Here is a 24890-nt window from a genome sequence, read left to right as displayed (position 1 = left end):
CCCCGAGAATTAATCCAACTCATAATGTGCATCTCGGATCATGCAGTGCGTGCATGATGTGGGGTCAGTTGCGGCGGTTCCCGTTGCGTCCGGCGGCCTGCACTTCGATCCGCCCCCACCGGCGCAGTGTCGCGTCGCTCTCGGTCAGCCGCGCCGACAGCACCGCGATGATCGTCTCCACCGCCCGGGCGCTCACCATCTCGTGGTGGTCGCAGTCGAGCCGGTACTGGTGGATCTCCCCGGCGATCACGTTGTGCCAGGCCGCCACCGCCGGAACCGGGGCCTCCGAGCGGGCCGCGGTGAAGAACAACGCGTCCCCGTCGAAGGTGTCCGGTTCGTGCCGCCGCGCGGCGCGGGCGGTGTCGGTCGAGCCGGCGTGCAACCGTTCGAGGTGGGCGGCGGTCAATCCGGTGCCGCCGCCGAACGCCTCGTCGAGCACCGCGGCGGCGTGCTCGAAGCTCGGCTCACCGTCGTCGACGGGAAGACCGAGATCGCGCAGCATGTCGCGGGTGCCGACGGCCGGGGACGCCCCGACCACCAGGTGGCTGTCGAGCAGTGCGAGGGTGTCGACGATCTCCCCGGCGCGGCGCAGTTCCACGGCGACGGCGTGCGCGACCACCCCGCCGAGCGACCAGCCCAGCAGGTGATACGGGCCGTGCGGCTGCACCCGGCGGATCTCCCGCACGTAGTGGCGGGCCAGCGCGGTGATGGTGTCGTGCCGCGGACCACCGGACAGCGCCGGCAACTGCAGTCCGTAGACGGGCCGGTCGTCGTCGAGCCGGTGCGCGAGGGTGCTGTACGGCCAGGCCAGTCCCGCGGCGGGATGGATGCAGAACAGTGCGGTGCCGGTGCCGGGGCGCAGCGGCACGAGCACCCGGAACGCCTCGTCGATGTCGCTGCTCGCCTCGGACTCGCCGCTGCTCAGGTGCGCGGCGAGTTCCGCCGGGGTCGGGTGCGTGAAGATCGACGCGATCGGCACCCGCCGCCCGAGTCGTTCCCCGAGTGCCGGCAGCAGCCGGGTGGCCAGCAGCGAGGTGCCCCCGAGATCGAAGAAGTCGTCGTCGACCCCGACCCGGTCGAGACCGAGATGCTCGGCGAACAGGTCGGTGACGAGCGTGTCGAGGTCGGTACTCGGTGCCCGGTAGTCCCCGGCCGGGGCGGTGAAAACGGGGGCGGGCAGCGCGGCGCGGTCGAGTTTGCCGGCCGGGGTGAGCGGGATGTCGTCGAGCACGGTGATCACCGCCGGCACCATGTGCGGTGGAAGATGCTGCGCGACGAAGGTTTTCACCTCGGCGGCGGTGACATCGGCGTCCGGGGCGAGGCGGAGGTAGGACACCGGCACCGCCTGACCGGACGGGGCGGTGTGGCCGAGGGTGTGGGCGAAGACCACCTGCGGGTGCGCGGCCAGTGCCGCGTCGATCTCGCCGAGTTCGACGCGGAAGCCGCGGATCTTGACCTGGAAGTCGGTGCGGCCGACGTAGTCGAGGCGATGATCGGTGGTCCACCGCACCAGATCCCCCGTGCGGTACATCCGCTCCCCCGAGCCGGTGGGGTCGGGCACGAACCGGGCGGCGGTCAGAGCGGGCCGGTCGTGGTAGCCGCGGGCCAGACCCGGCCCGGCGACATACAGTTCCCCGGCCACCCCGACGGGCACGGGCTGGAGCCGTCCGTCGAGGACCAGCGCGCGGAAGCCGCGGCTGGGGGTGCCGATGGTGACGGGCTCACCGACGGTGAGCGGGTCACCGAGGGAGGTCATGATCGTCGCCTCGGTGGGACCGTAGGCGTCGATCACCCGCCGCGACGCCGCCCAGCGCGCCACCAGCTCCGGTGGCAATGCCTCGCCGGCGACGAGCAGGGTGTGCAGCTCGGGGACGGTGTCCGGATCCAGCGAGGCCAACGCGGTGGGGGTGATGAAGGCGTGGCTGACCCGCTGCGCACGCAGCGCCGCGGCGAGCTCGTCGCCGCCGTAGACGTGCGGCGGCACGACCACCAGCGTCGCCGCCGCGCACAGCGCCATCATCTGCTCGAAGATCGACGCGTCGAAGCTCGGCGACGCCAGATGCGACACCCGGGCCGCGGCGGTGACCTGCAGCCGCTCGCGTTCCTCCCGGGCCAGGGAGGCCAGGCCGCGGTGGGTGACCGCCACGCCCTTGGGGCGGCCGGTGGAGCCGGAGGTGTAGATCAGGTAGGCCGGATGATCCGGGCGCAGCACCGTCGGCCGGTTCGCGTCGTCGACGGGTGCGACCGGCCCTTCGGTGAGGTCGAGGTCGTCGAGGACGAGCCAGTCCACTTCGTCGGGCAGTGCAGCGCGGTGCGCGGCGACGGTGATGCCGATGCGGGCGGCGCTGTCGTCGAGCATGAAGGCGATGCGGTCGGCCGGATAGGTGGGGTCGACCGGCACGAACGCCGCGCCGCTGCGCACCGTCGCCCACACCGCGGTGACCGACTCGAGCGAGCGCGGGATCGCCAGGGCGACGACCTGTTCGGGTCCGGCGCCGCGGTCGAGCAGGTGCCGCGCGAGCCGGTGCGCGCGGGCGTCGAGCTCGCGGTAGGTGACCTTTCGGTCGCCGTCGACGACCGCGACGGTATCCGGGGCGGCGGCAACAGCGGTGTCGAGCAGCTGCGGCCACAGCACCGCCGGTTCGGCCTCGGGTCCGATTGCGGGCACCAGGGCGGTGTGTTCGGCGGCGGTGAGCAGGTCGAGATCACCGACGGGGCGGTGCGGGTCGGCGGCGATCGCGTGCAGCAGCCGGCCGAACCGGTCGGCGAAGCCCCGCACCGTCTCGGCGTCGAACAGGTCGGTGGCGTAGACGAAAGCGGCGTCGAGACCACCCTCGGTGTTCTCCCCGACGAGCAGTTCGAGGTCGAAGTTGCACACCGTCGGGTCGAGGGCGACGCCCTGCACGCTCAGGTGCGGCAGCTCCACCGCGGGCAGCTCGGCGGTGTGGAATTCGATCGAGACCTGGAACAGCGGCGAGTGCGCGGTCGAGCGGGCCGGGGCGAGGGCGTCGACGACCCGGTCGAAGGGCAGATCCGCGTGTGCGAAGGCATCGAGGTCGCTGTCGGTGACGGCGGCGAGCAGCTCGGTGAACGACGCGTGTGCGGGCACCGCGGTGCGCAGCACGACGGTGTTGACGAACATGCCCACCAGATCGTCGAGGGCACGGTGCCCGCGACCGGCGACCGGGGAGCCGACGGCGATGTCGTCGCTGCCGGACAGCCGCGCGAGCAGCACCGCGAACGCCGCGTGCACGGTCATGAACACGGTGCTGTGCCGGGCGGCGGCGAGTTGCTGCAGCCGGGCGAGCAGATCGGCGTCGACGGTGAAACGGGTGATGTCGCCGCGGAAGGACTGCTGCGGCGGCCGGGGCCGGTCGGTGGGCAGCGGCAGCACCTCCGGCAGCCCCGCGAGGCGTTGCTGCCAGTAGGTGGTCTGGTCGGCGGCGAGGGTGCCGGGGCCGTCCGGGTCACCGAGCCGGTCGAGCTGCCACAGGGTGTAGTCGGCGTACTGCACCGGCAGCGGCCCGAACGCCGGGGTCTCCCCGCGGCTGCGGGCCGCGTAGGCGATCATCAGGTCGCGGGCGAGCGGACCGGTCGAACCGCCGTCGGCGGCGATGTGATGCACCACCAGCACGGCGAGATGGTCGTCACGGCCGAAGGAGAACACCCGCGCCCGCACCGGGATGTCGACGGTGACGTCGAAGCCGGCGCCGAGGAAATCGGCGATGGCGGTGTGCACGGTGTCCTCCCCGGCGGGCACCACGTCCAGCGGCAGCGGGGCGTCGGCGGCGGCGAGGATCCGCTGGTGCGGTCCGGCCGCCGACGCCGGGTAGACGGTGCGCAGGCTCTCGTGCCGGGCCAGCACATCGTGCAGGGCGGCGCCGAGCGCGGCCGGGGACAGGTGCCCGGACAATCGGATGGCCAGGGGGATGTTGTAGGCGGCGGAGGTCGGGTCGAACTGGTTGATGAACCACAGTCGCTGCTGCGCCGGGGACAGCGGGATGTGCTCGGGGCGCGGGCCGGCGACCGGGCCGGAGGTGGTGCCGGCGGCGGGTTCCTCGCTCTCGGGGGCGGGTCGGTCGTCGAGGTGCGCGGCGAGCGCGGCCACGGTCGGAGCTTCGAACAGTGCGCGCACCGGTACGGGTCGGCCGAGCCGGTCACCGAGGCGGGCGACGGCGCGGGTGGCGAGCAGCGAGTTGCCGCCGAGGTCGAAGAAGTTGTCGTCGACGCCGAGCCGGTCGAGGCCGAGCACGTCGGCGAGTTCGTCGGCGACGAGCGACTCGAGCGGGTCGGTGGGTGCCGGGCGGTCGCCGGCGGTCAGCTCCGGTGCCGGCAGGGCGGCGCGGTCGAGTTTGCCGACCGGGGTCAGCGGGATCTCGTCGAGCACACTGACCACGGTGGGCACCATGTGCGCCGGAAGACGCTCGGCGACATGGGTTTTCACCGCGACCGGGTCGATGTCGGCGCCGGGCGTCGGGTGCAGGTGGGCGACGAGGACCGTCTCCCCGCTCGGCGCGCGGTGCGCGACGGTGGCGGCGAATCCGACGGCCGGGTGGGCGGCGAGCACGGCGTCGATCTCGCCGAGTTCGACGCGGAAGCCGCGGATCTTGATCTGGAAGTCGCTGCGCCCGACATAGTCGATGCGCAGATCCCGCCGGTCGAGGTCACCGACCCAGCGCACCAGATCCCCGGTGCGGTACATGCGTTCGCCGGGGGCGCCGTAGGGGTCGGCGACGAACCGGGCGGCGGTCAGCGCGGGCCGGGCGTGATAGCCGCGGGCCAGGCCCCAGCCGGCCAGATACAGCTCGCCGACGGCGCCGAACGGCACCGGCCGCAGCGCGGTGTCGAGGACGACGGCGTGCACCCCGCGCAGCGGACCACCGAGCGTGAGTGGGTCGTCGACCCCCAGGGGGTCGCTGATCGCGGCCATGATGGTCGTTTCGGTGGGTCCGTAGGCGTCGACGAGACGCCGCCCGCGCGCCCAGGTGGCCTGCAGATCGGCCGGCCACGCCTCCCCCCCGACCGCGAGATCGGTGAAGGCGGTCAGATCCGCCGGATCGAGGGAGGCGAGCGCGGCGGGGGTGATGAACCCGTGGGTGACCCGCTGCTCGCGCAGCAGCGCGCCGAGTTCGGCGCCGCCGACGATGTGCGGGGGCACGACCACCAGCTCGGCGCCGGACCCGAACGCGAGGAGGTATTCGAAGATCGACGCGTCGAAGCTCGGCGACGAGACGTGCATGACCCGCGCGCCGGGACCGGCGTGGAAGCGGCCGCGCTGATCGCGGGCGAAGTTCTCCAGGCTGCGGTGGGTGGTGAGCACACCCTTGGGGCGGCCGGTCGAGCCAGAGGTGTAGATCAGGTAGGCGGGGTGATCGAGCCGCAGCGCGACGGGGCGGTCGGTGTCGTCGATCGTGGCGGTGCTCTCCCCCGCGGCGTCGCGGTCGAGGTCGTCGAGCAGCAGCCACGGCACCGTGTCCGGGAGCTGGTCGCGGTGCGCGGTGGTGGTCAGGCCGACGGTGGCGCCGCAGTCGTCGAGCATGAACGCGACGCGTTCGGTCGGATAGCGCGGGTCGACGGGCACGAACGCCGCGCCGGTCTTGGTGATCGCCCACATCGCGGTCACCGACTCGACGGAGCGGGCGATGCCGACGGCGATGAAGGTTTCCGGGCCGGCGCCGTGGCGCAGCAGCACCCGCGCCAGCCGGGTGGAGCGTTCGTCGAGGTCGCGGTAGGTCAGCACCCGTTCCCCGTCGCGCAGCGCCGGCTGATTCGGGTGTGCGGCGGCGGTCGCGGCCAGCAGGTGCGGCAGGGCGATGTCGCTGCCCCCGGCCGGTCCGTGCACCGGCAGCAGTGCGTCCTGCTCGGCGGTGGTGAGCGCCGGCAGCGTGGTGATCGGGGCGGCCGGGTCGCCGGTCAGGGCGTCGAGCACGGCGGTGATGCGTGCGGCGATTGCGGTGACGGCATCGCGGTCGAAGACCTCCGGCAGGTACTTCATGCGCAGGTGCACCGCGGTGTCGGTGTGCACGACCACCGACAGGGGGTAGTGCGCGGCGTCGCGGCCGGTGATGTCGGCGACCCGCATGCCACCGAGGTCGGTGTCGCGGTCGAGGCCGGCGCGTTCGACCGGATACGACTCGAAGACGGTGAGGGTGTCGAACCGCACCGCGGCCCCGAGATGCCGGTCGAGGGTGCCCAGGTCGAGATGATGGTGATCGAGCAGCGCGACCTGTTCGGCCTGCACCCGGTCGACGAGCCCGCCGACGGTGTCGCCGGGCCGCACGGTGATGCGCACCGGGACGGTGTTGATGAACAACCCGACCATCGCCTCGATGCCGGGGATCTGCGGCGGCCGTCCGGAGACGGTCGCGCCGAACACCACGTCGGTGCGGCCGGTGAGCGCGCCGAGCACCACACCCCAGGCGGTCTGCACCAGGGTGTTGACGGTGACGCCGCGGGCGGTGGCGGTGTCGTGCAGCCGCACCGACAGGCCGGTGTCCAGGTCCAGGTCGAGGTCCTCGGAGATCCCGGCGGTGGTGCCGGGCCGGTGCTGCGGGGCGAGCAGGGTCGGCTCGTCCACCCCCGCGAGGGCACGGCGGTAGGCGTCGAGGGAGGCCTGCGGGTCGCGGTCGGCGAGCCAGGTGAGGTAGCTGCCGTAGTGCGGTGCCGGCGGCAGTGCCCGCTGGTCCGCGTCGGTGGCGTAGAGCATCAGCAGTTCCCGGATCAGCACCGGGGTGGACCAGCCGTCGAGCAGCAGATGATGATTCGTCAATGCCAGCAGGTGCCGGCCCGGGCCGGTGTGCACGACGGTCGCGCGCAGCAGCGGCGCGGTCTCGGTGTCGAAGCGGGTGCGCCGATCGAGGGCGAGCAGCTGCGCGGCGGCGTCGTCGGGGTCGGGGTCGTCACTGGTGTCGGCGACGGTGAACGGCACCTCCACGTGGGTGGGGATGACCTGCACGTGCCCGTCCCCGGCGGCGGGGAACGCCGCGCGCAGCGCCGGATGCCGGTCGAGCAGCAACTGCAGGGAACGGCGCATCCGGCTCGCGTCGACCTCGCCGCGCAGGTCGAGCACGAGCTGCACGATGTAGGCGTCGGGGCGGTCCCCGGCGAGCAGGGCGTGGAAGAGCAGACCGGTCTGCAGCGGCGCGGTCGGCCACACGGTGTCCAGGCGCCCGTAGCGCTGCTCGAGGCGTTCGATGACGTCCTGGTGCAGTCGCACCAGCGGCAGATCCGAGGGGGTCAGGCCCCCGGCGTGCGGGCTGCGGGTGTGCCGGGTCAGCGCGGTGGCGGCGGTGGCGAAGTAATGCGCGAGGGCGGTGACGTCGGCGTCGTCGAGCAGCCCGGCCGGATACGACCAGTGCACCTTGAGCACCGGACCGGTGGGGGTGTCGGCGGTGACGGCGTTGATGTCGAGCACCGCGGCGGCGGGCATGTCCGGGCTCTGCGCCCCACCGCGCGGGAAACCGTCGATGGGCAGCCAGGGGGTGTCGGTGTCGGTGACCCCGGCGGTGGGGCGGCCGAGATAGTTGAAGCTGACCTGCGGGGCCGGCGCGTGCGCCAGGTCGGCCGCGGTGTCGGGGTCGAGATAGCGCAGCAGCCCGAAGCCGGTGCCGTGGTCGGGGACGGCAGCGAGGTGTTCCTTGACGGTCTTGACGGCGCGACCGGCGGCCGGGCCGGCGGCGAGCGCGTCGTCGAGGTCGATGCCGGTCAGGTCCAGGCGCAGCGGGTGGATGGTGGTGAACCAGCCGACGGTGCCGGACAGGTCGGCGCCGGCGGCGGCGGTGCTGTCGCGGCCGTGCCCTTCGAGGTTGAGCAGCAGCGAGGTCGGGTCGTGGCCGCGGTCGCGGCGCCACGCCGCCACCGCCAGGGCGAGCGCGGTGAGTAGCCCGTGGTCGACGGCGCCGTGGAAGGCGGTGGGCACGGCGGTGAGCAGCGCTTCGGTGACCGAGATGGGCAGTTCGGTGGCGACGGTGGTGACGGTGGCGTTGGTGTCGCGCGCCGGATCGAACGTCCGGTGCCCGAGCGGCGGGTTCGGTCCGTCGAGCACTCCGCGCCAGAAGTCGAGTTCGGTGCGGCGTGCGGGGGCGGCGTCGCGCAGGGCGTGGGCCCAGCGGCGCACGCTGGTGCCGGTGTGCGGGGGCAGCAACGCACCACTCGTGGCGCCGCCGGCCGCGGCGGCCGCCCACGCGGCGACCAGATCGGGGACGAGGATGCGCCAGGACACCCCGTCGACGGCGAGATGGTGGATGACGATGAGCAACCGGCCGGCGCCGCTGGTGGCGTCGAACCACACCAGCTGCACCACTGCCCCGTGGTGCGGGTCGAGGCGGTCGGCGGCGGCGTCGAGTTCGGTGGCGGCCAGGGCGAAGAAGTCGTCGCTGTCGGCGGCGCTGGTGACCGGCACCCGGTGGACGACGGTGTCGACGTCGACGCTGCCCGGGGCGGGTACGTGCAGTACGTGCAACACGTGTCCGCCGGGGGCGTCCGGCGCCGGACGCAGTTGCACGCGCAGCATGTCGTGCCGGTCGAGGACGGCGGTGACGATCGCCCGCAGCGTGGCCGCGTCCAGTCCGGTGGGCAGGCGCAGCAGCAGGGCCTGCGAGTAGCGGCCGATGCTGCCGCCGCGGTCGAGCATCCAGTGCGCGATCGGCGGTAGCGGCATGTCCCCGACCCCGCCGCCGGGCAGCTCGGCGAGGGTCTCCGCGGGGGCGGTGGTGCCGACGACGGCGGCGAGCGCGGCGGGGGTCTTGTGTTCGAACACCTCGCGGGGGGTCAGGTCCAGGCCGGCGGCCTTGGCGCGGGAGACCAGCTGGATGGACATGATCGAATCGCCGCCGAGGGCGAAGAACGAATCGTCCACCCCCACCGTCGGCAGGCCGAGGACCTGGGCGAACAGTTCCACCAGCACCGTTTCGGGGCCGCGCGCCGGGGCGCGGGAGACGGTGGTGCGGGCGGCGAAGTCGGGGGCGGGCAGCGCGCGCCGGTCGAGTTTGCCGGTCGCGGTGACCGGCAGCGTGTCGAGCACCACCAGGGTGGACGGCAGCATGTACGCGGCGAGTTCCCCGGCGGCGTGGTCGAGCACCACGTCGACGTCGAGATCGTGGCCGGTCTCGGGCACCACATAGCCGACGAGACGCCCGGTGCCGGCGGTGCCGGAGGTGCCGGCGATGTCAGAGCTGTCCGAAACGTCGTCGGTGTGGACGACGACCACGGCGCGGCCGACACCGGGGGCGCGCAGCAGCGCCGCTTCGATCTCGCCGAGTTCGATGCGGAATCCGCGCAGCTGCACCTGGAAGTCGGCGCGGCCGAGATATTCGATCTCGCCGTCGCGGGTGCGGCGCGCCAGGTCCCCGGTGCGGTAGAGCCGGTCGCCGGGGGCGCCGTGCGGGTCGGCGACAAACCGGGTGGCGGTCAGATCCGGGCGGTGCAGATAGCCGCGGGAGAGCTGGGCGCCGGAGACGTACAGTTCGCCGATCACCCCGGCGGGCACCGGATGCAGCCGGCTGTCGAGGATGTGCAGGCGCAGCGACGGAAGTGGTTGGCCGATCAGGCTCGCCGCGGCGGTGGCGGCGAGGTCGCGGGTGATGGTGCGGGCGGTGACGTGCACGGTGGTCTCGGTGATGCCGTACATGTTCACCAGCGTCGGGGCGGTGTCGTCGTGGCGCCGGTACCAGCGGTCGAGCTGCCCGAAGTCGAGGGCTTCCCCACCGAAGATCACCCGGCGCAGCGCCGGCAGGTCGGTGCCGGCGGCGCGGTCGGCGTCGATGAGCTGGTAGAACGCCGTCGGGGTCTGGTTGAGCACGGTGACCCGTTCGCGGCGCAGCAACGCCAGGAACTCCTGCGGGTTGCGGGCGGTGTGGTAGTCGACGACGACGAGCCGGCCACCGTGGGCGAGCGCGCCCCACAGTTCCCACACCGAGAAGTCGAAGGCGTAGGAGTGGAACAACGTCCACACATCGGAGGCGTCGACACCGAACATCTCGGTGGTGTCGGTGAGCAGGGTGACGACGGTGCGGTGCGGCACCATCACACCCTTGGGGCGGCCGGTGGACCCGGAGGTGTAGATGACGTACGCCGCCGCATCCGGGTGCACGCGCGGCAATCCGTCACCGCCACCGGGCATCTCGGAAAGTCGGGTGCGCACCGCCGGGTCGTGCAGGTCCACGACCGGTGGGGTGTGCGGGGGCAGGGCGGTGGCGTGTTCGGCGGTGGTGAGCAGGCACACCGGGGCCGCGTCGTCGAACATGTACGCAAGCCGGTCCGGCGGGAACGCCACGTCGATGGGCAGATAGGCGGCGCCGCTGTGCAGCACGGCGAGCAGCGCGACGATCAGGTCGGTGCCGCGCGGCAACGCGACCGCGACGAGCCGGTCCGGTCCGGCGCCGTGCTCGACGAGCAGCCGCGCCAGGCGCTGCACCCGGTCGGTGAGTGCGTCGTAGCGCAGCGACCCGTCGGGGGCGGTGACCGCGATCGCGGCCGGGTCGAGTCCGGCGCCGCGGGCGTACAGATCGAGCAGGGTCTCTGCGGCCGGGCGCAACGGAGCGGGGGCGGTGGGACGTTCGTCCTCGGTGAGCAGATCGACGTCGCCGATGGGGCGGTGCGGGTCGGCGGTGACCGCGTCGAGCAACCGCACCAGCCGCTGCGCGAACGAGGCGACGGTGTCGGGATCGAACAGATCGGTGGCATAGGTGAACGCCGCCGGCATCCCGCCCGGCTCCCCCACCCCGGCCGGATCGGTGTCCTGCAGGGTCAGTTGCAGGTCGAACTTGGCGACGGGCAGTTCCGGGTCGAGGGCGTCGACCTCGAGCTCGGGCAACACCAGATGGGCCTGCTCGGTGTTGCCGTATTCGAGGACCACCTGGAACAGCGGGGACCGGTCGGTCTCGCGGGCCGGGGCCAGCACGTCGACGAGGGTCTCGAAGGGCAGCTCGGCGTGCCCGAAGGCGGCGAGGTCGATCTCGCGGGTGCGGTGCAGGTGGTCGGTGAACGACAGGGCCCCGTCGACGGGGGTGCGCAGCACCACGGTGTTGACGAACATGCCGACCAGCTCGTCGAGGGCGCGGTGCCCGCGACCGGCGACCGGGGAGCCGATGACGATGTCGGATGTGCCGGTCAGGCGGGCCAGCAGCGCCGCGAACGCCGCGTGCGCGGCCATGAACACGGTGGTGTCGTGCTCGGCGGCCAGCGCCTCGAGGCGCCGCTGCACGTCGGCGGGCACGGTGAAGCGGTACAGGGCGCCGTGGAAGCTGCGCTGGGTGGGGCGCGGCCGGTCGGTGGGCAACGGCAGCAGTTCGGGGGCGTCGGCGAGGGTGTCGCGCCAGAACCGCAGCTGCGCGGCGGCGAGGGAGGTCGGGTCGTCCGGGTCGCCGAGCAGCCGGCGCTGCCACAGGGCGTAGTCGGCGTACTGCACCGGCAGCGGTGCCCGGTCCGGGTCCGTCCCGCCGGTGCGGGCGGTGTAGGCGAGCATCAGGTCGCGGGCCAGCGGCGCCATCGACGAGCCGTCCGCGGCGATGTGATGCACCACCACCGCCAGGACATGGGCGTGCTCGTCCAGGCGCCACAGCCGCAGCCGCACCGGCACGGCCGCGGCCACGTCGAAACCGGCACCGACGAACTCGCCGAGCTCGGTGGGCAGTTCCTCGGCGGTGACCGGCCGGGCAGTCAGCGCGCCGAGCACCCGGTCGGTGTCGACGACGACCTGGCGGGGACCCTGGTCGTCGCCGGGATACCAGGTGCGCAGGCTCTCGTGCCGGTCGAGCACGTCGCGCACCGCCGCGGTGAGCGCCGCGACGTCGAGGCGGCCGGACAGGCGGATCGCCAGGGGAATGTTGTAGGCGGCGGAGGTGGTGTCGAACTGGTTGACGAACCACATGCGTTGCTGCGCCGGCGACAGCGGTAACCGTTCGGGCCGCTCGGCGGCGACCAGCGGCACCCGCCCGTGCCCGCCGTGATCGTCGAGGATCCGTGCGGCGAGCGCCCGCACCGTGGGGGCCTCGAACAGGGCACGGACCCCGGCGTCGGTGCCGAGCGCGGCGTTGAGGCGGGCGACGACACGGGTGGCGATCAGGGAGTTGCCGCCGAGATCGAAGAAGTTGTCGTCGACGGAGACCTGCGGGTGCCCGAGGACCTCGGCGACGATCTCGGCGACGGTGGCCTCGAGATCGGTGCTCGGGGCGCGGTAGTCGCCGCCGAGCCGCGTCAGATCCGGCACCGGCAGGGCGCGGCGGTCGAGTTTGCCGACCGGGGTCAGCGGCAGCTCGTCGAGCACCACCACCGCGGCGGGCACCATGTGGCCGGGCAGCCGCGCCGCGGCCCAGGCGCGCAGCGCCCGCGGATCGATCTCCCCGGCGGTGGTGTCGGTGGTGTCGGGCAGCACGTAGGACACGAGCACGGTGTCGCCGCTGGGTGCGGTGTGCCCGATGGTGTGGGCGAAGGCGATCGCGTCGTGGGCGGTGAGCGCGGCGTCGATCTCGCCGAGTTCGATGCGGAAGCCGCGCACCTTGACCTGGAAATCGGAGCGGCCGAGATATTCGACGGTGCCGTCGTGCCGCCACCGCACCACATCACCGGTGCGGTACATGCGTTCGCCGGGGGCGCCGTAGGGGTCGGCGACAAACCGGGCGGCGGTCAGATCGGGGCGGCGATGGTAGCCGCGGGCCACGCCCGGCCCGGCGATGTACAGCTCGCCGGCCACCCCGACGGGGACGGGCCGCAGCCGGTCGTCGAGAACGGTCTGGTGGAAACCGACGGCGGGGCCGCCGATGGTGACGGTGTGCCCGGGCCGCAGCTGCGGGCTGACGCTGGTCTCGATGGTGGCCTCGGACGGACCGTAGCCGTTGAACATGCGCCGTCCCGGCGCCCAGCGCGCCACCAGTTCCGGTGGGCAGGCCTCACCGGCGACGACGAGCACCTCGAGGTCGTCGAGTCCGGTGGGGTCGAGGGACGCCAGCGCGGTGGGGGTGATGAAGGCGTGGGTGACCTTCTCCTCACGCAACAGCCGGGCGAGTTCGTCGCCGCCGTAGACGTCCGGCGGCACGATCACCAGGGTGGCGCCGGCGCAGAACGCCTTGGTGAACTCGAAGATCGACGCGTCGAAGCTCGGCGACGCCAGGTGCGAGACGCGGGCCCGGTGGGTGATGGTGAAGTGGCTGCGCACCTCGGCGTTGAGGTTGGTCATGCCGCGGTGGGTGACCACCACGCCCTTGGGGCGGCCGGTGGAACCGGAGGTGTAGATCAGGTAGGCCGGGTGATCGAAGTGCAGCGCGGCGGTGCGGTCGGCGTCGGTGATCGGCGCGTCGCTCGTCGCGGCGATCCGGGCGGCGACGGCGTCGTCGTCGAGCACCAGCCACGGCACCTGCACCGGCAGCGCGTCGCGGTGCGCGGCGGTGGTGATGCCGAGGACGGCGGCGCTGTCGGTGAGCATGTAGCTCACCCGCTCCGGCGGGTAGGCGGGGTCGACGGGCACGAACGCCGCGCCGGTCTTGGTGACCGCCCACACCACCGCGACCGATTCGACCGAGCGGGTCGACGCCAGCGCGACCACCGTTTCCGGGCCGATCCGGTGCTCGTCGACGAGCAGCCGGGCCACGCGGGTGGACCAGGCGTCGAGTTCGGCGTAGGTGACCTGCCGGTCGGCGAAGCGCAGGGCGACCGCGTCGGGCAGGATCGCGGCGATCGAGGTGAGCAGTTCCGGCCACAGTTGCGGGGAGACCGGCGGCAGGCCCCGCGCCGGGGTCAGATCGGCCAGTTCCCGGTCGGTGACGATGTCGATGCTGCCGACCACGATGTCGGGGGCGGCGGTGATCGCCTCGACGATGCGCACGAACCGGTCGGCGAACGAGGCGACGGTGGCGGGATCGAACAGGTCGGTGGCGTAGGTGAACGACGCGCGGATACCGGCGGGGCCGTCGGCGTCGGTGGTCTCGGCGATCGACAGCTGCAGGTCGAACAGCGCCAGCATCGGATCGAGATCGAGGACCCGCACCGACAGATCGGGCAGTTCGATCTCGGGGCGTTCGGTGTCCTGGAATTCGAGCAGCACCTGGAACAGCGGGGTGTAGGCGGTCGAGCGGGGCGGGTCGAGGACCTCCACGAGCCGCTCGAACGGCACCTCGGTGTGCCCGAAGGCGGTCAGGTCACCGGTGCGGATGCGATCGAGCAGCGCGGTGAACGGCTCGTCGTCGTCGACCCGGGCGCGCAGCACCACAGTGTTGACGAACATGCCGACCAGGTCGTCGAGGGCGCGGTGCCCGCGACCGGCGACGGGGGTGCCGACGACGATGTCGTCGCTGCCCGACAGGCGGGCCAGCAGCACCGTCAGTGCGGCGTGCACCAGCATGAACACCGACGCATCGTGGGCGCGGGCGATGTCGAGCAGCCGGCGGTGCGCGGCGGCGTCGAGGGTGAACGGGATGCGGGCGCCGCGCCGCGACGGCTGCACCGGGCGGGGCCGGTCCAGCGGCAGTTCGAGCAGTTCCGGGGCGCCGGCGAGCGCTGCGCGCCAGAACCGGAGCTGTTCGGCGGCCAGCGAGGTCGGGTCGGTGTCGTCGCCGAGCACCCGGTGCTGCCACAGGGTGTAGTCGACGTACTGCACCGGCAGCGGCGTCCACTGCGGGCCCTGCCCGGCGTGGCGGGCGCTGTAGGCGGCGATGACGTCGCGGGCCAGCGGCCCCATGGAGAAACCGTCGGCGGCGATGTGGTGGGCGACGAGCACGAGCACGTGCTCGTCCTCGGCCAGGGCCAGCACCCGGATGCGGATGGGGATCTCGGTGGCCACATCGAATCCGGCCGCGAGGATCGGGGTGAGCTCGCTGTCGAGGTCGGTGCCGTCGTCGACGGTGAGCACCGCCAGATCCGGCACGGCGGCGCCGGCGGGCACCACCACCTGCACGGGCCCGTCGTCGGTGAGCGGATAGCGGGTGCGCAGCGATTCGTGCCGGGCGACGACGTCGCCGATGGCGTGCTGCAACGCCGCCTGATCGAGCCGGCCGGTCAGGCGCAGGGCGACGGCGATGTTGTAGGCCGGGGAGGTGGTGTCGAACTGGTTGATGAACCACATCCGCTGCTGCGCCGGGGACAACGGGACCGGGTCGGGGCGCGGCCCGGACACCGGGGCGCCGCGCCCGGCGCCGGTGCGGTCGGGCTGGTCGAGGTGCGCGGCGAGATCGGCGACGACCGGATGGTCGAAGATCTCCCGGATGCCGAGCTCACCACCGGTGTCCGCGGCGAGCCGGGCGGCGGCGCGCATCGCGAGCAGGGAGGTGCCCCCGAGGTCGAGGAAGTGATCGTCGGCGCCGACCCGGCCGACGCCGAGCAGGTCGGCGAAGACGGTGGCGACGAGCTGTTCGGTGGGGGTGCGCGGCGCCCGATAGCCACCGGCGGCGGTCGGGGCCGGCGGGGCGGGCAGCGCATTGCGGTCGAGTTTGCCGTTGGGGCCGACCGGCAGCGCGTCGAGGACGACGAGGGCGGCGGGCACCATGTAGTCCGGCAGCTGCGCGGCGAGATCGGCGGTGACCGCGGCGGTGTCGATGCTGCGCCCCGGGGTGGGCACGAGATAGCCGGTGAGCCGGTCGTCGGCGCCGTGGTGGACGAGCACCACCGCCTGCCCGATCTCCTCGCGGGCGCGCAACACCTGCTCGATCTCGCCGAGCTCGATGCGCAGACCACGGATCTTGACCTGGAAGTCGGTGCGCCCCAGGTACATCAGGGCACCATCGGCGCGGCGGGTGGCCAGATCCCCGGTGCGGTACATCCGCTCCCCCGCCGCCCCGAACGGGTCGGCGACGAACCGGTCGGCGCTCAGGCCCGGGCGGTCGAGATAGCCGCGGGCGAGCTGGATGCCGGCCAGATACAGCTCGCCGGCGGCGCCGGCGGGCACCGGATGCAGCCGCGCGTCGAGCACGTAGGTGCGGGTGTTCCACACCGGCAGCCCGATCGGCACCGACCCGTGGTCGGTGCCGGTGGTGGTCCAGGCGGTGATGTCCACCGCGGCCTCGGTGGGCCCGTACAGATTGTGCAGGGCGGTGTGCGGCAGCGCCTCCCGCAGCGCGGCGGCGGTCTCGGCGGGCAGCGCCTCCCCCGACGCGAACACGTGCCGCAACGCGAGCGGATCCCGGTCCCGGCCGTGCAGGGCGTCGACGAACACCGCGAGCATCGACGGCACGAAATGCGCCACGGTGACCTGCTCCTCGGCGAACAGCCGCAGCAGATAACCGGGATCGCGGTGCCCGCCGGGGGCGGCGACGGCGAGGCGCGCCCCGACCTGCAGCGGCCAGAAGAATTCCCACACCGACACGTCGAAGGTGGCGGGGGTCTTCTGCACCACCGTGTCCTCGGCGGTCAGCGGATAGGTGTGCTGCATCCAGCGCAACCGGTTGACGATCGCCGCGTGCGGCACCGCCACGCCCTTGGGGCGGCCGGTGGAGCCGGAGGTGAAGATCACGTAGGCGAGATGCGCGCCGGTCGGCTCCGGCCGCTCCGCCGCCGTGAGGGCAGCCGGGGATTCGTCGTCGAGGTCGAGCCGGTCGATGCGCAGCACCTCGGCGCCGGTGTCCGGCAGGGCGTCGGCGACGTCACTGGTGGTGAGCACCGCGATCGGGGCGGCAGTGTCGAGGACGTAGCGCAGCCGCTCGGCGGGATGGTCCGGGTCGAGCGGCAGATAGGCGGCGCCGCTCTTGACGATCGCGTACATGCCGACGAGCAGATCCAGCGACCTCGGCGCGGCGAGGGCGATCACCCGGTCCGGTCCGGCGCCGGCGCGCAGCAGCCGCCGCGCGAGCCGGTTGGTGACCGCGTCGAATTCGGCGTAGCCGAGGGTGCGGCCGTCGACGGTGACGGCCGGGGCGTGCGGGGTCGCGGCGACCTGCGCGGCGAACAGTTCCCCGAGGGTGGTGGCGGGACCGGCGTCGGCGGCGGTGGCGTTCCACGTGTCGAGCACGGTGCGGCGTTCGTCGGCGGTGAGCAGATCGACGTCGCCGACCGGCACCGCCGGATCGGCGGTGACCGTCTCGAGCAGCCGCACGAGGCGCTGCCCGATCGCGGTGGCGGTGGCGGGGTCGAACAGGTCGGTGGCGTAGGACAGCGCGCCGCGCAGCGCGTGGGTGCGGCCGTCGCCGTCGGCGACCGCACCGAGCTGCAGGTGCAGGTCGAACTTGGTGGTGTGCGTGTCGATCTCGGCGATGTCGACGTCCAGGCCGGGCAGCGTCAGATGTGCGCCGGTGGTGTCGGCGAAGGCGAGCATCACCTGGAACAGCGGCGAATAGGCCGCCGAGCGGGCCGGCACCACGGCGTCGACGAGCCGGTCGAACGGCAGGTCGGTGTGTGCGAAGGCCGCCAGGTCGGTGTCGCGCACCGCGGCGAGGAACTCGGCGAAGGACAGTTCGGCGGGCACCGCGGTGCGCAGCGCGACGGTGTTGACGAACATGCCCACCAGGTCGTCGAGGTGGCGGTGGCTGCGCCCGGCGACGGGGGTGCCGACGACGATGTCGTCGCCGCCGGACAGCCGGGCCAGCAGCACCGCCAGGGCGGCGTGCACGACCATGAACTCGGTGGCGGTGTGGGCGTGGGCGAGCTGCCGGATCCGCCCGTACAGCTCCGGGGCGATCTCGACGTCGACGCTCGCGCCGCGGAAGGACTGCTGCGGCGGGCGCGGCCGGTCGGTGGGCAACGCCAGCAGATCGGGGGCGGCGGTGAGGATCTCGTGCCAGTACTCGAGTTGCCGGGCGGCGCGGGAGGCCGGGTCGTCGACGTCGCCGAGCAGATCCGCGAACCACAGGGTGTAGTCGGCGTACTGCAGCGGCAGCGGCGCCCAGTCCGGGGCGGTGCCGGCGGCGCGGGTGGCGTAGGCGGTGACCAGATCCCGCGACAGCGGCGCCAGCGATGCCCCGTCGGCGGCGATGTGGTGCACCACCACGGCGAGCACGTGCTCGTCGTCGGCGACACGGAACAGTCGCATCCGCAGCGGCGGGTCGACGGTGACATCGAAACCGGCCGCGACCACCGCCGCGACGTCCGCGTCGAGATCGTCGGTGGCCGTGGGGGTCAGGTCCACGGCGAGCGCGTCGACGGGCAGCACCTGCTGGATCGGCCCGGCCGGGGTGGCCGGGTAGACGGTGCGCAGTGCCTCGTGCCGGTCGAGCACATCGCGGGTCGCGGCGACCAGCGCCGCCTGGTCGAGGGCGCCGCGCAGTCGCAGCGCGACCGGGATGTTGTAGGCGGCCGAGGACGGGTCGAGCTGGTCGACGAACCACAGGCGTTGCTGGGCGGCGGAGACCGGGATGCGGTCCGGGCGCGGCAGCACCGGCGCCGGGGCGGGCCGGTCGACGTCGTCACCGGCGGGCAGATTCGCCGCGAGCGCCCGCACGGTGGGGGCCTCGAACAGCGACCGCACCCCCAGATCGGTGCCGAAGGCGTCGTTGATGCGCGAGATCACCCGGGTGGCGACCAGCGAGTTGCCGCCGAGCTCGAAGAAGCTGTCGTCGGCGCCGACCTCGGCGACACCGAGCTGGTCGGCGAAGATCGCGGCCAGCGCGGTCTCGGTGGGCGACATCGTCGCCGCCCCGCCGGCGCCGGTGAAGACCGGTTCGGGTAGCGCCTTGCGGTCGAGTTTGCCGACGGCGGTCAGCGGGATCTCGTCGAGCACCATGATCGCGGCGGGCACCATGTGGGAGGGCAGCCGCGCCGCCAGCGGCGCGGCCAGCTGCTCCGGGTCGAGGGTGCAGCCGGCGTCGGGCAGCACATAGGAGACGAGCATCTGCTCCCCGGAGGGTGCGGCGCGGCCGAGGGTGACGGCGAAGGCGACGTCCGGGCGGCCGCTCAGCGCGGCGTCGATCTCGCCGAGTTCGATGCGGAAGCCGCGGATCTTGACCTGGAAGTCGGAGCGGCCGAGATATTCGACGGTCACCGAACGGGCGGGATGGCGCGGGTCGCGGATACGCCAGCGGGTGACATCGCCGGTGCGGTACATGCGCGAGCCGGGCGGGCCGAAGGGGTCGGCGACGAAGCGGGTCGCGGTCAGGCCGGGCCGGTCGTGATAGCCGCGGGTGACGCCGGGGCCGGCGATGTACAGCTCCCCGGCGACCCCGGCCGGCACCGGGTGCAGCCGACCGTCGAGGATCAGCTCGTCGATGCCGCACACCGGATGGCCGATGGTGACGGTCTCCCCCGGCACCAGCATGTCGGTGATGTTGCAGACGATGGTGGTCTCGGTGGGCCCGTACGCGTTGTACATCCGCCGCCCCGGTGCCCAGCGCGCCACCAGTTCCGGCGGGCACGCCTCACCCGCGACGGTGACCGCCTCGCACTCGACGCCGGTCGGGTCCACCGACGCCAGCGCGGCCGGGGTGGAGAACAGGTGGGTGACCCGTTCGCGGCGCAGCAGCGCGGACAGTTCGTCGCCGCCGTAGATGTGGGCGGGCACCACCACCAGGGTCGCGCCGATGCCGAAGGCGGTCATGTACTCGAAGATCGACGCGTCGAAGCTCGGCGAGGAGAAATGCGAGACCCGCGCCGCCGGGGGCGGGGCCAGGCGGGTGTGCAGGGTCGCCGACAGGTTCGCCAGGCCACGGTGCGGCACCACCACGCCCTTGGGGCGGCCGGTGGAGCCGGAGGTGTAGATCAGGTAGGCGGGATGGTCGAACAGCAGCGTGCCCGGCCGGTCGTCGTCGGTGACCGGCTCATCACCGGCCTGCGCGATCCGTGCGTCGAGATCCGGATCGTCGAGGACGAGCCAGGGCACCGTGCCGGGCAGCTCGTCGCGGTGCGCGGCGGTGGTCAGGCCCAGGATCGCCCCGGAGTCGGTGAGCATGTACTCGATGCGTTCGGCCGGATATTTCGGGTCGACGGGCACGAAGGCGGCCCCGGACTTGGCGACCGCCCAGATCACCGCCACCGATTCGAGGGAGCGGGCGATGCCGACGGCGACGAAGGTCTCCGGTCCGGCCCCGGCGTCGATGAGGACGCGGGCGAGCCGGTTGGACCAGGTGTCGAGTTCGCCGTAGGTCATGCGCCGGTCCTCGCATACCACCGCCTCGGTGTCCGGCACGACCGCGGCGACCGCGCACAGGATCTCCGGCAGGGTCTGCGCGGAGCGCGCCGGGTCGCCGTGCGCCGGGACCAGCCCGGTGACCTCGTCGCCGCCGACGAACGGCAGATCCCCCGTGGGCAGGTGCGGGTCGGTGAGTACCGCGGTCAGGGCGCGGCCGAGTCGCCGGCCGGTGGTGGTGGCGGTGTGCGCGTCCACCTGCTCGGGCCGGTAGCCGGTGCGGACCTGCACGGTGGTGCCGGTGGTGTCGATCGCCACGCGCAGCACCGCCTCCGCAGGGGCGGGGGTCGGGTCGTCGAGGGCGAGCACCACCGGGCATGCGGGCCCGAGGTCGGCGAGCACGGCCGGGTCGACGTCGGTGTGGGCGGACAGGTCCGCGTCGAGGGTGCGCACGCGCCGCACCAACTCGGCGAAGGGTTCGGCCGGGTCCACGACGACGCGCAGCGGCAGCACCCGCCCGTCGCGGGCCACCCCGACGAGGACGTCGTCGTGGCCGGTCAGCCGGGCGGTGAGCGCCGCCGTGGCGGCGTGCAGCACCGCGGCGACGGTGGTGTCCGGGGCGCCCCCCTCGGTGGTGGCGAAGCGCGCGGCGAGCGCTGCGGCGGTGACCGCCAGGCGGTCCTCGACGTCGATGGGCGTGTCGTCGGTGGGTTCGGTGACCGGGCGGGGCAGTTCGAGTCGTTCGGGGGCGTCGGCGAGGCGTTCGCGCCAGAAACCGGCGGCGGCCGCGGCGCGGCGGCGCTGCTCGCCGAGGGTCACGCTGGCCGGATGGATCGCGGCGACCATACGGTCGGGGGCGCTGCGCAGGAAATCGTCGAGCAGTTCGACGAACCGGTCGTGGTGGGTGCGCAGTTCGTCCTCGTCGTAGCGGTGGGGGTTGCCGCGGAAGTCGAGGAAGGTCCGGGCCGGGTCGCCGCTCTGATAGATGTTGACCAGCAGGTCCTCGACGGGACCGGAGGTCATGATGTGGAACTCGCCGCGGATGGCGCCGAGCACGATCTCCTGCCGGAACAGCATGACGTTGACCATCGCCCCGGCATAGCGGTACGGATCGCCGGCCGCGCCGGTCTCGCGGCGGATGTCCTCGAGGCTGAACCGCTGGTGCCGCAGCGCCCCGGTGAGTTCGAGCTGCACCCGCCGCACCAGATCGGTGCGGGTGTCGCCCGGTTCGAGGAAGATGTGCAGCGGCGCGGTGTTGACGAGCATGCCGCCGGAGCGGCGGGCCATCGCGGTGGTGCGGGCGAAGACCGGCAGGTTGATCATCACGTCGTCGCGGCCGGTCATCCGCGCCAGATAGCACGCGAATGCCGCGATCACCGCCGCCGTCGACGACAGTCCCGGCTCGTCGTCCACTGCGGTCAGCGCGTCGACGAGCTCGTCGGGGAGGGTGTGGCTCGACAGCAGCGACACCGCCGCGGTGGGGGCGTCGCGTTGCGCGAGGGTCGAGCCGTCCTCGAGTCCGGCGACCCGCTCGATCCAGTAGTCGCGGTCGGTGCGGTAGCGCTCGGAGGTGCGGTAGTCGCGGTCCCAGTCGTACAGGGCGCGCAGGTCGGCGGCCTTGGACGGCTCCGCCTCGCGGCCTTCGATCGCCGCGGTGTACAGCGCGGCGATGCGGTTGACCATGGTCATCGCCGCGAATCCGTCGAGGGCGACGTGGTGGATGCGGGCGTACCAGAGGAACCGGTCGTCGGCGACCTGCAGGATCGTCATGTTCACCAGCAGGTCGTGCGCCAGATCCACCGGGGTGGCGTAGTCGGCGGTCATCCACTCGTGCGCCGCCGCCATCGGATCGGGTGCGCCGCGGAAGTCGAGCAGCCGGATCTCGTTGCGGTCCTCGACGGTGGGGTCGACGTACTGGACGGGTTCGCCGTCGACGTCGACGACCCGCAGATAGGCGGACTGGAACTCGGCGCCGGCGCGATATCCGCAGCGACGCAGCAGATCCAGGTCCGGGGTGCCGCGCAGATCCACATACTGCGCGATGCACACGGGTACCTCGGGTGCGAGCTGCTGCGCGAACCAGATGGCCCGTTGCGCGGACGACAACGGGAAAGCGCCGGCCGGTATCTGCGGACGACGGTGTCGCAGCGACATGTCCCCTCCGAAAGCGATGTTGTTGGCCGTGATCGGCGTGTGTCCCCCGACATCGCGTGCAGGGGCCGACCCCGGTGCCGCTGGGCGTGCGGCGCCGCGATCGGACCCCCGTTCGATCGTGTGATCCCGTGTGACCGGGACCACACAACAAGCTAGACCACCTGTGCGACCGGTACGACCGGATTGCGGCGACGACCGCACCACCACCGGCCGATGAGCTCCGGAGGTCGTGCCCGTGCCGCGGCAGGACCGGTGCGGCACCGCGGGTGACCTCGGAAATCGTTCCCCCGCAGGGCATCAGTCGCGTTTCGATAACGTTTTCCCGACGGCCGGGAGGAATGCCCTGTTCGTGACCGGAGTGACGAATGAGGTCGGCGTCGAAGCAGGATCGGGCTCGCCGGAAACGCTCCGAAACCGGATAGGTGTCCTTATTCTCGAAGCGGCCGTCACCTTCGTGCCTCCGTGCCGCGACCGGTGCGTGACCGGATCGCGACCGGATCGTCTCGTCCCGCCTGCTCGACCCGATTCGAAGGAGCCCGAGATGTTGCGTCGCCGATCCGCCCCGCTCGTCACCGCTCTGCTCGCCGCCGCCCTGCTCGCGGTCCCCGCCCAGGCCGCCGCCGACACCGCCCCGCCGGGGGTGCCGCTCGACCAGTTGCGCGCGGAAGTCGCCGACTCCCCCGAGACCCTCGCCGCGCTCGAGCGGCTCGTCGCCGAGTCCGGCTCGGCGAATCCGTTCGCGCCGCCACCGAAGAACATCCCGCAGCCGTTCTCGGCGCCCGCACCCACCGTCGGTCCGGGCTGCGGCGGCGGTGTCGTGCCGTTCGCGATGACCACCGCCTGGGTGCATCCCGGCCCGCACGGCCAGGTGCCGTTCGGTTCGATCGAGGTGTTCGTCGAACCCACCGCCGGCGCGCCGGTGACCGCCTCGGATCTGAAGTTCGTGTGGATCAACATGGAGAACATCCGGGCCGGGGTCGCCACCCTCGACAACAACGGCGGCGGGCTGCAGTCCGCGGTGATCGACAGTGGTCCCGGCGCGGTGCTCGGCGCGCTGTTCGGCTCGCTGCAGTACGCCAACGGCGCGTTCTGCCAGGTCGTCTACACCATGGGTGGTTTCTTCGCCTGAGCCTGTGCTCCCGACCGGGTGCCGTCGGCCCGATCGGGGGTAATCAGCGCAGTCGTTCGGCGTCGCGGGCCAGCTCGAGCAGCTCCGTACACAGGGCGGTCAGCTCGTCGGCCGCGGCGCCCTCGGCGACCGCGGTGGCGACGTCCTCGGCGGCGCAGCGCACCCGGAAGGCGCGGTCGGCGAGCGCCTCGACCTCGGCGGCGGTGAGCACCACGGAATCCTCAGGCAGGCCGGCGCGGCGGGCGCTGCTGCGCTGCTCGTAGGCGCGCTGCCGGCACGACTGGCGGCAGTACCGGCGTCGCCGGCCGGTGCCGATCTCCGGTACCGGGCGCCCGCACCACAGGCACGTGCTCGCTCGCGTGTCACGTCCGGTCACGAGCGTCACTGTACTGCCCGCCCGCACCCCCGGCGGGGCGGTGGGAACACCGGAGGCGCGGCCGGTGCGGGCACCGTGCGCGTGGCGGTGCGGCGGGTCGGTAGACTTGCCCTTCGGCTCCTCGGTGGGCCGCGGGAACGGAATCGGCTCCGCCGACGTTGAGCACAGTGGACGTCGAGCTCGGCGTCGATGCCGCACGGCATCGTCACCCGGGCGGAGCACACAAGGAAGGACACCACCATGGCAGATCGTGTACTGCGAGGCAGCCGACTCGGGGCGGTGAGCTACGAAACCGACCGCGACCACGATCTGGCGCCGCGGCGAATCGCGCGCTACCGCTGCGACAACGGCGAGGAATACGACGTGCCGTTCGCGGACGACGCGGAGATCCCCGGCACCTGGATCTGCAAGAACGGTCTCGAGGGCACCCTCGTCGAGGGCGCCGCACCGGAGCCGAAGAAGGTCAAGCCGCCGCGCACCCACTGGGACATGCTGCTCGAGCGTCGCTCCATCGAGGAACTCGAGGACCTGCTCAAGGAGCGCCTGGACCTGCTCAAGGCCAAGCGCCGCGGCGCCTGACACCCCGCCGCCGAAACTCGCACGTGTGCCGCCCCGGACGATCATCCGGGGCGGCACACGCCGTTACGGACCCGACGACGCCCTCCCGACGGGACGGTGGTTCCGCGAATTCGGTTGCGGCCCCGCCACGAATCGATCAATCGTCGGTATCGGCCGGACGGTGCGTGCAATCATGATCGCACGCCGATCGATCATGATCGGCACGCTCGATCCACGACCTTCGCGCCGGTGTTCCGGCGGGTCGCTTGCAAGGGGGTGAGTGTCCGTGACCGACCGTCACCACACTGCGGCGGACGCACCGCCGACCCGGGCCGCCGCCGAACTGGCCGATCTGCGCGCCGAACTCGACGACATCGACCGGGCCCTGCTCGACGGGGTCCGCGCCCGACTCGAGGTGTGCGGACGCGTCGCCGAACTCAAGCAACGCCACGGCCTCGACGTCATGCAACCCGGCCGCATGGAGGTCGTGCACCGCCGCGCCCAGGACTACGCGCACCGGCACGGCCTGTCCGGCGACTTCGTGCGCTCGCTGTACACCCTGCTCATCGACGAGGCCTGCCGGGTCGAGGACCGCATCGTCTCCGGCAACGACGCCGCGGAGCGGGTCGCCTTCGGCAACGACGCCGCGGAGCGGGTCGGCTCCGGTCGCCGCGGCGACGGCACGAACTGAGGCC

Annotated in this window: 5 protein-coding genes; 3 read left to right on the top strand and 2 right to left on the bottom strand. The window is 73.0% G+C overall.

What is annotated here, in order from left to right; translation table 11 throughout:
- Positions 1–64: 64 nt before the first annotated feature.
- A complete protein-coding gene (locus ACWPOC_RS18775) occupies positions 65–22132 on the bottom strand; it encodes a non-ribosomal peptide synthase/polyketide synthase (RefSeq protein ID WP_455409153.1) in 22068 nt (7355 codons plus the stop codon).
- A gap of 541 nt (positions 22133–22673) precedes the next feature.
- On the opposite strand from ACWPOC_RS18775, the gene ACWPOC_RS18770 reads away from it, so the two are divergent.
- Positions 22674–23261, top strand: coding sequence for a hypothetical protein (locus ACWPOC_RS18770; protein ID WP_159418177.1), 588 nt, complete (start codon positions 22674–22676; stop codon positions 23259–23261).
- 43 nt (positions 23262–23304) lie between these two features.
- On the opposite strand, the gene ACWPOC_RS18765 is transcribed toward ACWPOC_RS18770, so the two are convergent.
- On the bottom strand, positions 23305–23646 hold the full coding sequence (locus ACWPOC_RS18765) for a hypothetical protein (protein ID WP_120284335.1): 342 nt from the start codon (positions 23644–23646) through the stop codon (positions 23305–23307).
- Positions 23647–23877: 231 nt separating this feature from the next.
- On the opposite strand from ACWPOC_RS18765, the gene ACWPOC_RS18760 reads away from it, so the two are divergent.
- Both ACWPOC_RS18760 and ACWPOC_RS18755 read left to right on the top strand, forming a co-directional pair.
- Positions 23878–24216 (top strand): RNA polymerase-binding protein RbpA, encoded by a 339-nt coding sequence (locus ACWPOC_RS18760; protein WP_026061850.1) that lies wholly within the window; start codon positions 23878–23880, stop codon positions 24214–24216.
- A gap of 265 nt (positions 24217–24481) precedes the next feature.
- Positions 24482–24886, top strand: a complete 405-nt coding sequence (locus tag ACWPOC_RS18755; protein ID WP_455409152.1) for a chorismate mutase — start codon at positions 24482–24484, stop codon at positions 24884–24886.
- Positions 24887–24890 lie beyond the last annotated feature (4 nt).

Source organism: Rhodococcus sp. 5G237 (genome assembly GCF_053764735.1).
The sequence above is the reverse complement of the archived record's forward strand: the minus strand, read 5'-3'. Positions and strand labels throughout refer to the sequence as shown.